Annotated in this window: 13 protein-coding genes; 7 read left to right on the plus strand and 6 right to left on the minus strand. The window is 73.0% G+C overall.

What is annotated here, in order from left to right:
• Nucleotides 1-30: 30 nt before the first annotated feature.
• On the minus strand, nucleotides 31-423 hold the full coding sequence (locus ACH4ZA_RS33795; RefSeq protein WP_319279041.1) for a hypothetical protein: 393 nt from the start codon (nucleotides 421-423) through the stop codon (nucleotides 31-33).
• Between the two features lie 117 nt (nucleotides 424-540).
• Between ACH4ZA_RS33795 and ACH4ZA_RS33800 the strand changes: the two genes are divergently transcribed.
• A complete protein-coding gene (locus ACH4ZA_RS33800; RefSeq protein WP_319279042.1) occupies nucleotides 541-975 on the plus strand; it encodes a DUF1992 domain-containing protein in 435 nt (144 codons plus the stop codon).
• Between the two features lie 19 nt (nucleotides 976-994).
• On the opposite strand, the gene ACH4ZA_RS33805 is transcribed toward ACH4ZA_RS33800, so the two are convergent.
• Both ACH4ZA_RS33805 and ACH4ZA_RS33810 read right to left on the minus strand, forming a co-directional pair.
• Nucleotides 995-1,801 carry a hypothetical protein gene (locus ACH4ZA_RS33805; RefSeq protein ID WP_398433053.1) on the minus strand — a complete coding sequence of 269 codons (807 nt, stop codon included), beginning with the start codon at nucleotides 1,799-1,801 and terminating at the stop codon, nucleotides 995-997.
• A 5-nt stretch (nucleotides 1,802-1,806) separates the two neighbouring features.
• On the minus strand, nucleotides 1,807-2,517 hold the full coding sequence (locus ACH4ZA_RS33810) for a hypothetical protein (RefSeq protein WP_319279045.1): 711 nt from the start codon (nucleotides 2,515-2,517) through the stop codon (nucleotides 1,807-1,809).
• Nucleotides 2,518-2,757: 240 nt separating this feature from the next.
• Here ACH4ZA_RS33810 and ACH4ZA_RS33815 point away from each other — a divergent pair, with 240 nt between their 5' ends.
• Entirely contained in the window at nucleotides 2,758-3,312 is a 555-nt protein-coding gene (locus ACH4ZA_RS33815; protein WP_398433054.1) for a GNAT family N-acetyltransferase, read from the plus strand.
• Between the two features lies 1 nt (nucleotide 3,313).
• On the opposite strand, the gene ACH4ZA_RS33820 is transcribed toward ACH4ZA_RS33815, so the two are convergent.
• Nucleotides 3,314-5,353: a DHA2 family efflux MFS transporter permease subunit gene (locus tag ACH4ZA_RS33820; protein WP_398433055.1), complete on the minus strand. Its 2,040-nt coding sequence runs from the start codon at nucleotides 5,351-5,353 to the stop codon at nucleotides 3,314-3,316.
• 171 nt (nucleotides 5,354-5,524) lie between these two features.
• Between ACH4ZA_RS33820 and ACH4ZA_RS33825 the strand changes: the two genes are divergently transcribed.
• On the plus strand, nucleotides 5,525-6,640 hold the full coding sequence (locus ACH4ZA_RS33825) for a peptidoglycan-binding protein (RefSeq protein WP_398433056.1): 1,116 nt from the start codon (nucleotides 5,525-5,527) through the stop codon (nucleotides 6,638-6,640).
• A gap of 78 nt (nucleotides 6,641-6,718) precedes the next feature.
• Here ACH4ZA_RS33825 and ACH4ZA_RS33830 read toward each other — a convergent pair whose 3' ends face one another.
• Both ACH4ZA_RS33830 and ACH4ZA_RS33835 read right to left on the minus strand, forming a co-directional pair.
• On the minus strand, nucleotides 6,719-7,426 hold the full coding sequence (locus ACH4ZA_RS33830; RefSeq protein WP_319279162.1) for an HAD-IA family hydrolase: 708 nt from the start codon (nucleotides 7,424-7,426) through the stop codon (nucleotides 6,719-6,721).
• A 116-nt stretch (nucleotides 7,427-7,542) separates the two neighbouring features.
• Nucleotides 7,543-8,124, minus strand: coding sequence for a TMEM165/GDT1 family protein (locus ACH4ZA_RS33835; RefSeq protein ID WP_398433057.1), 582 nt, complete (start codon nucleotides 8,122-8,124; stop codon nucleotides 7,543-7,545).
• Nucleotides 8,125-8,509: 385 nt separating this feature from the next.
• Between ACH4ZA_RS33835 and ACH4ZA_RS33840 the strand changes: the two genes are divergently transcribed.
• The 4 genes from ACH4ZA_RS33840 to ACH4ZA_RS33855 all read left to right on the plus strand — a co-directional run bounded on the left by ACH4ZA_RS33840 (nucleotide 8,510) and on the right by ACH4ZA_RS33855 (nucleotide 12,459).
• Nucleotides 8,510-9,154 carry an HNH endonuclease family protein gene (locus ACH4ZA_RS33840; RefSeq protein ID WP_398433058.1) on the plus strand — a complete coding sequence of 215 codons (645 nt, stop codon included), beginning with the start codon at nucleotides 8,510-8,512 and terminating at the stop codon, nucleotides 9,152-9,154.
• Between the two features lie 78 nt (nucleotides 9,155-9,232).
• Nucleotides 9,233-10,903, plus strand: a complete 1,671-nt coding sequence (locus ACH4ZA_RS33845; RefSeq protein WP_319279061.1) for an alkaline phosphatase D family protein — start codon at nucleotides 9,233-9,235, stop codon at nucleotides 10,901-10,903.
• Nucleotides 10,904-11,130: 227 nt separating this feature from the next.
• The gene (locus ACH4ZA_RS33850) at nucleotides 11,131-11,580 is read left to right on the plus strand and encodes a DoxX family protein (protein ID WP_319279063.1); all 450 of its coding nucleotides are present in this window, start codon (nucleotides 11,131-11,133) and stop codon (nucleotides 11,578-11,580) included.
• A 267-nt stretch (nucleotides 11,581-11,847) separates the two neighbouring features.
• Nucleotides 11,848-12,459, plus strand: a complete 612-nt coding sequence (locus ACH4ZA_RS33855; RefSeq protein ID WP_398433059.1) for a DedA family protein — start codon at nucleotides 11,848-11,850, stop codon at nucleotides 12,457-12,459.
• Nucleotides 12,460-12,930: the final 471 nt, after the last annotated feature.

The raw sequence follows: 12,930 nt of genomic DNA on the forward strand, positions 1-12,930 counted from the left end.
CGCAGGCCCCCGCGCGGCCCGGCGGAGGGCTCAGGCCTCGTGATAGAAGCCCACGTTGACGCTGCGCGGCCCGGTGCGGTCGAGGACGACGATCTCACCGGAGCCGCCGCGGGCGAGGGGCACGGTCCCCCCGTAGGCGAGCGGCTGGGCGTGCTGACCGACGAGGAGCCGCACCTCGGAGGAGGGCTCGTCCTGCGACCCGCGCAGCCACGTCACCTGCCAGGAGCCGTCGGGGCCGCACAGGAACTCCAGGTGCACACGGGAGACGAACAGCCAGTCGTCGGGGGTCGCGAGACGGCACACGGACCGGTCCCGGCCCACCCGCAGCACGGCGCCCGGGTCGCTCGGCGAGTCGGCCATCAGCATGCCGGCCGTGGCGCCCTCTTCCGTCCCGGAGACGGTGGCCATGGTCAGTTCGAGCACGTGCGCTCCCCTTGAGATGTCTTCGGCATGCCTGTCGGCGTCCTGTGTCCTAAGTGTGCGGGTACAGCCGCCGCATGATAAATCGCCCGGCCTCATCCCGTCCGGCACAATGGACGCATGACCGAGCGAAAGCCACCGGGTGTCCCGTTCGAGTCCTGGGTCGACAAACAGATCCGCGACGCCGAGCGGCGCGGCGAGTTCGACCGACTGCCGGGCGCGGGAAAGCCGTTGCCGGCCGTCACCGACACCTCGTACGACGAACTGTGGTGGATCAAAAGGAAGTTGGCCCGCGAGGGCCTTTCCGTGCTGCCGCCGGCCCTCGCCCTGCGCAAGGAGGCGGAGGACGCGCTCGCGGCGGCGTACGCCGCGCCGTCGGAGCGCCTCGCCCGGAAGATCATCACGGACGTCAACGCCAAGCTGCGCGACATGATGTTCAAGCCGCCGCCCGGCCCCCCGCTGGGCATGAAACCGTACGACGTCGAAGCGGTCGTACAGGAGTGGCGGGAGCGCCGGGCGGCGGCCGGGGACGTGCCGCGGGAGCCGCGGGACTGAGCGGCAGCGGCGGGGCCGGTCAGAGGTGCAGCAGCCGCTCCGTGAGTTCGCGGTAGTCCCGCAGGGCCAGCCGCAGTTGCTCGGTGTCCACGGCCGTTGCGACCGCCGGACCGCGGTCCTTGCCGCCGCCCGCCTTTGCGCCGCCTTCCTGCTGCCAGGAGCCGCGCAGGGTACGGCGGCGGCGGTCCACTGCCTCGGTGAGGCGTCCGGCGAGCTCCTCCAGCACCTCGTCGGCCTCGGCCACGGCGTCCCGGGGGCCGTCGACGAAGCCGACGACGGCGTGTCGCATACGGGTGGCTATCCGGTCGCACTCCTCGTCCGGGAGGAGGGACGACGCGCTGCGGTCGTCGTGATGACCGTCCGCGGCGACCCCGTCCCGGGTCCCGGCCGCCGCACCGCCGCCGTCTCCCGTACGACTGCTGCCGGTACCGCTGACGCCCGTACGACTGCCGCCGATGACGTCGGCCTCCGATCCCGCCGTGCCTGCGGCGCCGGCGGCCGAGCCGGAGGCGATGCCCGTTCCGTCCGCGCCGTTCGCGGACGTAGCGGGCTCGGGGCGGAGCGGCTTGGGTTCCACGGCCGCCGCGCCCGCCGTACCCGCCGCCGCGCCGGGCGCGCGACCGGTCCCGGCCGGGCCCGTGGCGCCGGTCCCGGCCGGGCCCGTGGCGCCGGTCACGGCCGGGCCAGTGGCGCCGGTCCGGTCGGCGGTGCCGGTGGTGGTATCGGGTGCTGTCGTGAGGGGGGCACGGGGTTCGGGAGCGGGGGTTGTGGCCGCCTGACCGCGGTCGTCCGGGCCGGTGCCCTTGTTCGGCGTCATGTCCGGCATGGCGGTCAGCCTTCCTTCGTCTGGTGGCGGTGGAAGCCCCACGGCAGCTGGTGGCCGGAGCCGGAGCGCTCCCTGGTCGCGGGCCGGGCCGCGCGGTCGTGGCCGGGGTCACGGTGGCCCTGGCCGACGAGGTCGTCGAAAAGGGCGCGCGCCTCGACCATCGCGGTCCGCATGTCCTCGGTGCCGGGTGCGTGCCCGCCGCCGGCCCCCGGGACGTCGGCCGAGCCCGGGTGACGCGTGGTGTCGTCGCCTGCGGAGAAACGGGCGACTCGGTGGACGCGGCGGTAGCCGTCGACGCGGTGCGCGTGATGGACGGAGAGCGCGGCGAGCTGCTCCTCGTACTGGCCGCCGTCCGGGAAGCCCCGGGCGCCTGCGACCTCCGCGATCAGCCGGTCCGCCTCGGCGACCGCTTCCCGGGGCGAGTCGACGAACCGCTCCTGGGCGGTCGTCCAACGAGCCTCGAACCTCTCGCGTTCGGCGGCCTCCAGCGGACGCTCGCGCAGCCCGCCGTGCCGCTCCACGAGAGCGTCGAGCTCCCGCTCCGCGGCCTTGACGTCTCCGTCGTGCCGGGCCACCGCCCGGTCGTACTCGGGCCCGAAGCGGTGCTTCAGGCTGCGTCCGCCGTGCGAGCCGCGGGCCCGCACGGCAAGGACGGCCGCGACGGCGACTACGGCCGCCACGACCACGATCAGAGCGATGATCACTCCTGTGGACATGCCTTGCCTTCCGGTGTGTCGGCCCCACGGGCCGGTTCCTGACTCGGGTTGCCCGCACGGCCTCTCCCAAACGACGCCTGCCGCGGACCCTGCCCGGCACCGCCCCCGGCACGACCCCCGGCACGGCTCTCGGCGGCCGGAGCGACCGCTCCGACGGTCGGACGGTCCGGCGGCCGGACGGTCCGGCGGCCCGGCGAATTCGGTTGCCGGGCGGTGGGGCCGCCTGCCGACAATGACCGGATGACGACCCGTATCCCGCCCCCACCCCCGCCCCCGCCCCCGCCCCCGGCATGGACCCCGACCTCGTGGACCATCGCCGCAGAGCCCTTCGACTCCCCCGACGCCGTGGCGCTCTGGCGGGCGTACTACACCGAAGTCAGCGACCGCTACTACCTGTTGCACGAGGGGCGCCGCACCGGGAACGACGAGCTGGAGCGGGAGATCGCCGCGCACTCCGGCGCCGAACTCTCTCCGCCCAGGGGGCAGTTGCTGATCGGCCGGTACGGTGGCGAACCGGCGGGCACCGCGGGCGTACGGCTGTTGGACGCGTCGACCGCCGAGCTCACCCGGGTCTTCGTACGGGAGGGTCTGCGCGGCAGGGGCGGCGCCCCGCTGCTCGTCCGGGCCGCCGAGGACGCCGCCCGCGCGCTCGGCGCCGACCGGCTGGTGCTCGACACCCGCGGTGACCTGGTCGAGGCCCGCGCCCTGTACGCGCGGCTGGGGTACGCCGAGACCGAGCCGTACAACGACGACCCCTACGCCGACCACTGGTTCGAGAAGCTGCTCTCGCGGTAGCTCAGTTGATCCGGTTCACCGGCCGTTCGTCGTGCGGCTGCTCCCTGTCCGAGCCGCACAGTTCGCCGGTCAGCTCCTTGACGAGCTGGACCAGGTCGGTGGGGCGGTCCGGACCCCACCAGTCGCCGAGCAGCTCGGCCAGCGACTCCTCACGGGCCGCGGCGAGCCGTTCCGCGACCTCCTGGCCCTCGTCGGTCAGCACCATGTCCAGGCCCCGGCGGACGACCAGACCCCGTCCCTCGATCTGCCGGGCCGCCTCGATGACGACGGACAGCGGGACGGAGCTGCGCTCGGCCAGCGTCGACGGCTCGATGCTGCCGTACCGCTTGATGCGCAGCAGCAGCCAGCTCGCGGCGGGGACGAGGTCGTAGCCGGCGCGCCCGGTGATCGTCCGGTAGATCTCGCGGCGGCCCTCGCGGGTGCCGAGGAGCGACAGCGCCCGGCACACCTCGTCGTACGAGGAGCGTTCCACCGGGTTGCTGGCGAGGGTCTCGGTGACGTCGGGGGCGGTGACCGAGGCGCGCAGCGGGTCCTCCCGCAGGAACCACGCCAGCACGAAGCCGACGACGGCGACGGGCGCGGCGTACAGGAAGACGTCGGTGATCGCGGAGGCGTAGGCGTCGAGAACGCTCGGACGCAGGTCGGACGGCAGGCCCGCGATGCCGCGCGGGTCGGACTCGAGCGCGTCGGCCGACACGCCGGGCGGGAGCCGGACGCCCGCGAAGGCGTCGGCGAGCTTGTCGCCGAGGCGGGCCGCGAAGATCGTGCCGAAGATCGCGACGCCGAACGAGGCGCCGATGGAGCGGAAGAAGGTGGCGCCGGAGGTGGCGACGCCGAGATCCTCGTAGGGGACCGCGTTCTGCACGATCAGCACCAGCACCTGCATGACCAGGCCGAGGCCGAGGCCGAAGACGAAGAAGCAGACGCTCATCTCGAACGTGGAGCTGTGCTCGTCGAGCCGGTGCAGGAGGAGCAGTCCGAGCGAGGTGACGGCGGTGCCGGCGACCGGGAACACCTTCCAGCGGCCGGTGCGGCTGACGATCTGGCCGGACCCCGTGGAGGAGAGCAGCATGCCGACCACCATCGGCAGCATGTGCACGCCCGACATGGTCGGCGAGACGCCGTGCACCACCTGCAGGAAGGTCGGCAGGTAGGTCATCGCGCCGAACATCGCGAAGCCGATGATGAAGCTGATCACGGCGGAGAGGGTGAAGGTGCGGACGCGGAACAGCTTGAGCGGCAGTACCGGTTCGGCCGCCCGGCGCTCCACGGCCACGAACGCGACCGCCAGCAGGGCGCCCAGCAGCGCCAGCGCGACGATCTGCGGCGAGCCCCAGTCCCAGGTGGTGCCGCCGAGCGAGGCCACCAGCACCAGACAGGTGGCGACGGAGGCGATCAGGAAGGTGCCCAGGTAGTCGATGACGTGCTTCGTCGATCTGCGCGGGATGCGCAGCACGGCCGCGATGACGGCGAGGGCCACGACTCCGACGGGCAGGTTGACGTAGAACACCCACCGCCAGCTCAGGTGCTCGGTGAACAGGCCGCCCAGCAACGGACCGAGGACGCTCGTCGCGCCGAACACCGCGCCGAACAGACCCTGGTATCGGCCGCGGTCGCGCGGCGGCACGATGTCGCCGACGATCGCCATCGACAGCACCATCAACCCGCCGCCCCCCAGCCCCTGGATCGCGCGGAAGGCGATCAACTGCGGCATGTTTTGCGCCATTCCGCACAGCGCCGAACCGATCAGGAAGAGGACGATCGCCGCCTCGAACAGCCGCTTGCGCCCGTACTGGTCGCCGAGCTTGCCCCACAGCGGGGTCGCGGCCGTGGACGCGAGCAGATACGCGGTGACCACCCAGGACAGATGCTCCATACCACCGAGGTCGCTGACGATCGTCGGCAGGGCGGTCGACACGATCGTCTGGTCGAGGGCGGCGAGGAGCATGCCGAGCAGCAGGGCGCCGATCGAGACGAGCACGTTTCCGGACACGTGTTCCTGACGTGGATCCGCCGTACGGCTGTGCGCGTCCAACGCCATGGATGCCTCCTGAGGCTCGGTGACCCTCTCCATCGTGATCGGTGTGACCCGTTATGGCCTCTTGAGTCCTCCCGAGTTCCAGACGGAATTCGGCATTCCGGGGGCCGTGGACGAACGGTTGTGTGGAGGATCTGCATAATCTCTGAAGTTTGGAAGGGGAGGGCCGAACACGTGATCGATCCGACGGGGCGGCAGAGGCGGACGGGACGGCGGGGACTGCCGTGCCCGGAGTGCGGAGCGCTCCGCGCGCCCGACAACACCCCGTCCTGCGCCTGCGCCCGGCGGGCCTCCGACGCCCTGCGCGACACGCGCACGGCGGAGGCGGCCGCCGCGGAGGACTTCGATCCGTTGCGCATACGGCCATACGTGGAACTCGACGAAGGTCCGACCGACCCACCCCGTCCGACCGGCGTGCCAGCTGCCACCGACGTCACCGGCGCGACCGACGTGACGATGCGGGTGCCGGCGGCGCCCGCGGTTCCGGCCGACGCGACCATGCCCCTGCGTCGCGTGGACCCTCTCGGCCCTCCGCCGGACGCCACGGTGGCGCTGCCCACCCCGCTCGCTCCCCTGGGCTTCGAGCCCGCCGCGGCCGATCCGCGGCCGTTCGGGACGGCGTACGCCGGCAGACCCCACCGGGACGACGAGGAGGCGCGCCCGCGTCCGCGCCGCCGCCTGACCCTGCTGGTCGCGACGGCGGGCGCCGTCGTCGCCGTGGTGACGGCGGCCGGGTTCGCCGCCGGACTGTTCACCTACGAGAAGCCGACCCGCGAGAGCGCGGCCCCCGAGGACGTGCGGGCCGCCGTGCCCGCCCCGTCCGTCAGCGCGTCTGCTGCCGCGTCGCCGTCGGCGAGCCGCTCCGCGCCCCCCTCCGCCGCCCGCTCCCAGGACCCGCCGCCGCCCGCCGAGAGCGAGAGCCCGTCGCCGTCCGTGACGCCGGAGAGCGCCACGCCCACCGCATCCCCCTCGTCCGAGCCGAGCACGGCGATTCCGACCGCCGGCGCCGCCCGCTCCTCGGGACCCGACCAGAGTGCCGACGCCGTCCAGAACGGTGCCGCCCGCGTCGCCTCCCTGCGGCGCGGCGACCAGGGCGCCGAGGTGACCGAACTGCAACTGCGGCTGAAGGCGGCGTTCTTCTACGCCGGCGAGGCCGACGGCTCCTTCAGCGGCGAGGTCGAGGACGCCCTGCGCAACTACCAGTGGTCGCGGGGGACGACGGAGGACGGTCTGGGCGTGTACGGCCCGGTGACCCGGGCCCGCCTGGAATCCGAGACGAAGGAGCCTTAGCCGCCGCCCGGCCCTCCCTGTCGTGCCCTGCCCGGCCCGGCCTTCGTCAGCAGACCGAACGCGGACCGCCGCCCCGGCTCAGCCGGTCCGGATCCGGACCGTCACCGCTTGCGTCGCGCCACCGGCGTCCCCCGCGCCATCGGCGTCGCACGCGCCACCGGCATCCCCCACAGCCTCCACCCGCACCTCGCGGAGATCCCGCACGACCGCGTCCGGCCCGTGTGCCGCCGCTCGCGGCCCCACGCCGACGACTCGCATGCCGGCCGCCCGCCCCGCCGCGATGCCCGCCCCGGAGTCCTCGAAGACGACGCACTGCGCCGGGTCGACGCCCAGCTCCGCCGCGGCCTTCAGAAAACCTTCGGGGTCCGGCTTGCTCGCGCCCACCGACTCCGCGGTCACCCGCACCTCGGGGAGCTCCAGCCCCGCCGCGGCCATCCGGGCCGTGGACAGCGGGACGTCGGCCGAGGTGACGAGCGCGTGCGGGACGCCGCGCAGGGAGGCGAGGAACTCGGGCGCGCCGGGCACCGGGACGACGCCGTCCAGGTCGGCCGTCTCGGCCGCCAGCATCCGCGCGTTGTCCTCGAGGTTCAGACGCATGGGCCGGTCGGGCAGCAGCACGGCCATCGAGGCGTGCCCCTGCCGGCCGTGGACGACCTTCATGACCTCGTCGCCGTCGAGTCCGTGCGCATGGGCCCAGCGCCGCCAGATCCGCTCCACGACGGCGTCGGAGTTCACGAGGGTGCCGTCCATGTCGAGCAGGAGGGCGCGGGCGGTGAGGACCGGCATCATCAGCTCCAGAGACGTAAGGACAAGGCGGCCCCGCCCGCCGGTCAGGGAAAACGAGCGGGAGCCACTTTGTTTCCCCACGGTACAAAACAATCGCCCCCCGGCGCCACCCGGCCTCAGCCGGCGATCGCCTCCCAGAGGCTCCACACGCCCAGCAACAGCATCAGCAGGGCCGCGATCCGGGTGATCAGCGTCAGCGGCACCCGCTTCATCAGGGCCTTTCCGCCGACGATGCCGAGGCCGGCCACCGCCCACAGCGCCAGCACCGCGCCGAGGCCGACGGAGAGCGGGTCGTCGTAACGGGCGGCCAGGTTGGCCGTCATGATCTGGGTGAGATCGCCGAACTCGGCGACGAGGATGAGCATGAAGCCCGCGCCGGCGACCTTCCAGAAGGACTGGTCCTCGGGGCGCCGGACCTCCTCGTCGCCCTCGTCCTTCTTCAGCAGCAGCACGGCCGCGCCGCCGAGGAAGAGGACGCCGGTCAGCGCGTGCACGATCTGCTGCGGAAGCAGGGTGAGGACGCTGCCCGCGGCGACGGCGAGCGTGACGTGCAGGGCGAAGGCGGCGGCGATGCCGGCGAAGACGTACGAGGCGCGGTAGCGGGTGCCGAGGACGAGTCCGGCCAGGGCGGTCTTGTCCGGCAGCTCGGCCAGGAAGACGACGCCGAAGACGAGTGCCGTCACGGTGATGCTGATCAAGGTTCCTCTATCGGTCGGGGCCGCCCCGCCGAGAGTGCTGCAGTCGTTGCGAAGATCCTCGCGAAGACGCCTCGGCACGGCAGCACACGTCATCCGTGCCGTACGGCACGGATGTGCACTGCTTGCCGAAGGTCTCGCTGGCGGGCCCGTCATCACGGACTCGCCTCCGGGCGCCGGCTCAGACGAGCTGAGCAGTATGTCGACGGTCCGGCGAAGAGCTACTCCCCTTCTGCGCCGTCCAGTGTACGAGATCGTTCCGCCGTAGACCTTGTCGTGTCATGCACTCGTCACTAACTTCTCATCGGACGCACATCTCCCCGCAACGCGGCGGCGCGAGCATTCCCGTGCTCGTGCTGCAACACCCCGCCTCCCCAACGGAGTTCGCATGTCGAAGTTCTACGCGCGTGGACGGCTGAGCGCAATAGCCGCTCTCACGGCCCTCATAGCCTCGGTCGGGCTGTTCCAGTCCCCGACCGCCTCCGCCGCCCTCCCCACGCCGGTCTCCGCCGCCACCGCCCGCACCTACCTCGCCTCGCTCACCGTGAAGGCCGAGAACCGCACCGGCTACGACCGCGATCTGTTCCCCACCTGGATCACCATCAGCGGCACGTGCAACACGCGTGAGTACATCCTCAAGCGGGACGGCACGAACGTCGTCACCAACTCCGCCTGCACCGCCACCAGCGGCAGCTGGTACTCCCCGTACGACGGCGCGACCTGGACCGCCGCCTCCGACCTCGACATCGACCACCTGGTCCCGCTCGCCGAGGCCTGGGACTCGGGGGCGAGCGCCTGGACCACCGCCCGGCGCCAGTCCTTCGCCAACGACGTGACCCGGCCGCAGCTCATCGCCGTCACGGACAACGTGAACCAGGCCAAGAGCGACCAGGACCCGGCCGAGTGGATGCCGTCGGTCACCTCGTACCGCTGCACCTACGTCCGCGCCTGGGTGCAGGTGAAGTACTACTACGGCCTCTCGGTGGACTCCGCCGAGAAGAGCGCGCTGACGAGCTATCTCGACGCCTGCTGACCGGTCCGCGGCCGCCCGCCTCTCCCCCGGAGCCCCTGTCGTTCCGTACCGTACGGTGCGACGGAGGAGGGCGATCACGTGGCCGGACTGCGACTGGGACCACTGCTGAGGTACGCCGACGGCTCGTCCGCGACCGTATGGGTCGAGGCGAGCCGTCCGTGCACCGCCGAGGTGCGCTGCGCCGACGGTGCGGGCGGCGCCGGCCGCACCTTCCAGGTGGCGGGCCACCACTACGCGCTGGTCGAGGTGAGCGGCCTGACGGCGGGCTCCTCGACGGCCTACGAGGTCTTCCTCGACGGGGAACACGTGTGGCCACCGTCCGAATCCCCCTTCCCGCCCTCCGAGATCCACTCCCCCGCCGCCGAGCGCCACGGGAACGACGGCGGGGGCGGGGGCACACCTGGGGGCGACGCCGTCCGGGTGGCGTTCGGCTCCTGCCGCTGGGCGGCGCCCCCGGCCGGCGGGAACGACCCGGTCGGCCCCGACGCGCTGGACGGCCTGGCGGCGCGCCTCGCCGCCGACCCGACCGCCGAACGCCCGGACGTGCTGCTGCTGTTGGGCGACCAGGTGTACGCCGACGAGGTCTCCGACGCGACCCGCGAGCGGATCGACGCCCGCCGCGGGCTGACCGATCCGCCGGGCGCCGAGGTCGCGGACTACGAGGAGTACACCTGGCTCTACTACGAGTCCTGGCGCGATCCCGAGGTGCGCTGGCTGCTGTCCACCGTGCCGACGTGCATGGTGTTCGACGACCACGACGTGATCGACGACTGGAACACCTCCGCGGCCTGGCTGGCCGACATGCGGGCCACCGCATGGTGGCGCGAGCGGGTGCTGAGCGGCCTGATGTCGTACTGGGTGCACCAGCACCTGGGGAACCTGTCCCCGGCCGAGCTGGCCGCCGACCCGCTCTACGCGGCCGTACGCGACGCGCCCGACGGCACCGACGTGCTGCGCGCCTTCGCCGACCGGGCGGACACCCACCCGGCGTCCGTGCGGTGGAGCTACCGGCGCGACTTCGGGCGGGTACGGCTGCTGATCGTCGACAGCCGGGCGGCGCGGGTCCTCGAGGAGGACCGGCGCGCGATGCTCGACGAGGGCGAGCGGGCGTGGCTGCGGGCCCAGGTGCTCGACCGTCCCGGCTCCTACGACCACCTTCTCATCGGCTCCTCGCTGCCCTGGCTGCTGCCGCATCTGGTGCACGACGCCGAGGAGTGGGACGCGGCCCTGTGCCGGGGCGAGCGCGGCGCGCGCTGGGCCCGTTTCGGGGAGAGACTGCGGCGCGGCGCGGACCTGGAGCACTGGGCCGCCTTCCCGGAGTCCTTCGTCGAACTGGCGGAGCTGATCGCCGAGACGGGGACGGGAGCGGAGGCGCCGGCGACTGTGCTGGTGCTCTCCGGGGACGTGCACCACGCCTATGTGGCCGAGGCCCGCTGGCGCGACACGCCCGGGCCGGACGCCCGGGTGCTGCAGCTCACCTGCTCCCCCGTGCACAACTCCGTCCCGCTGTCGATCCGGGCGGGTTTCCGCTTCGGCTGGAGCGCCCTCGCCCGCGCTCTCGGCCGGCGCCTGCGACGGCACGGCCGCCGCCCGCGGCTTCCCGTCACCTGGCGCAAACAGGGCGGGCCGTGGTTCGGCAACCAGCTCATGTCGCTGACCCTGCACGGCCGCAGAGCCCGGTTGCGGCTGGAGCAGGCGCAGAAGGACGGGGCGCTCGCCACGGTGGAGGAATCCGACCTCGCTTCCTGAGCCGGGCATCCCGCACCGGACAGGTATCTGATTACCCGTCAAAAAGGGTAATCCGTAAGGTGGTTGCCCCTCATATTCGTCAGCGATGGCCAAAGTTGAACTAGCAAGCATTGATCAGGTTGCCTAACGTTGACTGCTCGTTCGGTACCGCCGTCCCCCCGACGACGGGTCCGGTCCACTCCCCTTTCGGGACCGACCCGCCCGACACCGAAGGAGCACCCCCCACCATGTCCGCTCGCCTCGACACCGCACAGCCGTACGCGGTCGGCCTCTACCGCATCGTCGTCGGCCTGCTCTTCACCTGCCACGGCGCGGCCTCGCTCTTCGGCGTCCTCGGCGCCGAAGCCGCCGGCCGCACCGTCGACGCCGGCTCCTGGCCCGGCTGGTACGCGGCCGTGATCCAGCTCGTCTGCGGCAGCCTCGTGCTGATCGGCCTCGGCACCCGGCCCGCCGCCCTGCTCGCCTCCGGCTCCATGGCGTACGCGTACTTCAAGGTGCACCAGCCGCACGCCCTGTGGCCGATGGAGAACGGCGGCGAGGCGTCGGCGATGTTCTGCTGGGCCTTCCTGCTGCTGGTGTTCACCGGTTCCGGCGCCCTGGGCCTGGACCGCCTGATCGCGGACCGGTCGGCCACGAAGCGGGAGCCCTCGGCACAGCAGGCCACGGTCTCCGTCTGACCCGACGGCACCCCCCGCCCCAGGTGCACACGGCCCCACCCGTAACCGCCCATCGCAACCGCCCCACCGCAACCGCCCGGCTGCACCGCCGCCGGGCGGTCGCGGGCATCCTGCGGGTGAAGGTGCTGCGCCGAACACACGAGCCCCCCGTGAATCCGCTGTCACACCCCCGGCGTACGCTGTATGGCTGTCATTGGCCGCATCTGCCGCTCCCCCGCGACACAGCGGCACGGTCGGTCGTCACGGGGGAGACACGGGGAGTTCGCGGTGTTCGACAGTGTGGGGGCGTTGCTCGGCAGCCCGTGGATCTACGCGGTGGTGGGCCTGTCGGTCCTCCTCGACGTGTTCCTGCCGGTGCTGCCCAGCGGAGTGCTCGTCATCACGGCGGCCACGGCCGCCGCGGCGGGCTCGGGCGCGGCGACCGGGCAGGTCCCGCACGACGTGCCGGACATCATGGTCCTGATCCTCTCCGCGGCGACCGCCTCGGTGCTGGGCGACCTGGTGGCCTACCGGCTGGCCTGGCGCGGCGGCGAGCGCCTGGACCGGGCGATCTCCCGGTCCCGCCGGCTGACCACCGCGCAGGAACGTCTCGGCGAGGCACTGGCCCGGGGCGGGGGCGCGCTGGTGGTGCTGGCCCGCTTCGCCCCGGCCGGCCGCTCCGTCGTCTCGCTGATCGCGGGCGCCGCGCATCGCCGCCCGCGCGAGTTCCTCCCGTGGTCCGCACTGGCCGGCCTGTCCTGGGCGGGCTACAGCGCCGCCCTCGGCTATTTCGGCGCCCACTGGCTGGGCACCACCTGGCTGGCGACGGGGGTCTCGGTCCTCGCCCTGTTCGGCGCGGGCGCCGCCGCCGGCTTCGTCATGCGCCGCCAGCCGGCGTAGACGGCCCGGTTCGGCCGGGAGCGCGGCGGGTTCGACGCAGGACGCTCGGTCACCGGTCACCGGTCACCGGGGCACCAGGTCGCCGGGAGGCCTCAGCGCCGGGAGGCCACAGCGCCAGGGCCGCCGCCCGGACGCGAGCCCACCCGATCCGGCCGGCGTGCGCGCGACGCCCGGGACGCGGGAAGAGGCGCGGGACGCACGAGGCGCGCAGGACGCGCAGGACACCGGAGTCCGCCCGGCGGGCCCGGCGGCACCGATGATCAGCGCGGCTCGAGCCCGCCCGTGCGGCACACAGGCCGTCCAGGGCGGGACGGGGACGTTCGGAACGGGCCCTTAGAGGGCGCTTATGCAGGTCAAGCCCTAAATATGGCTCTCACCCCTGCCCTGCTTTGGGGTCTTCATCCCATAGGCGGCGAATGATGGTCTCCAGGGCGGATGCTCAGCCATCCGTCTCGTTCGCTTCCATGCCTG

Source organism: Streptomyces sp. NPDC020597, assembly GCF_044335095.1.
Lineage (GTDB): Bacteria > Actinomycetota > Actinomycetes > Streptomycetales > Streptomycetaceae > Streptomyces.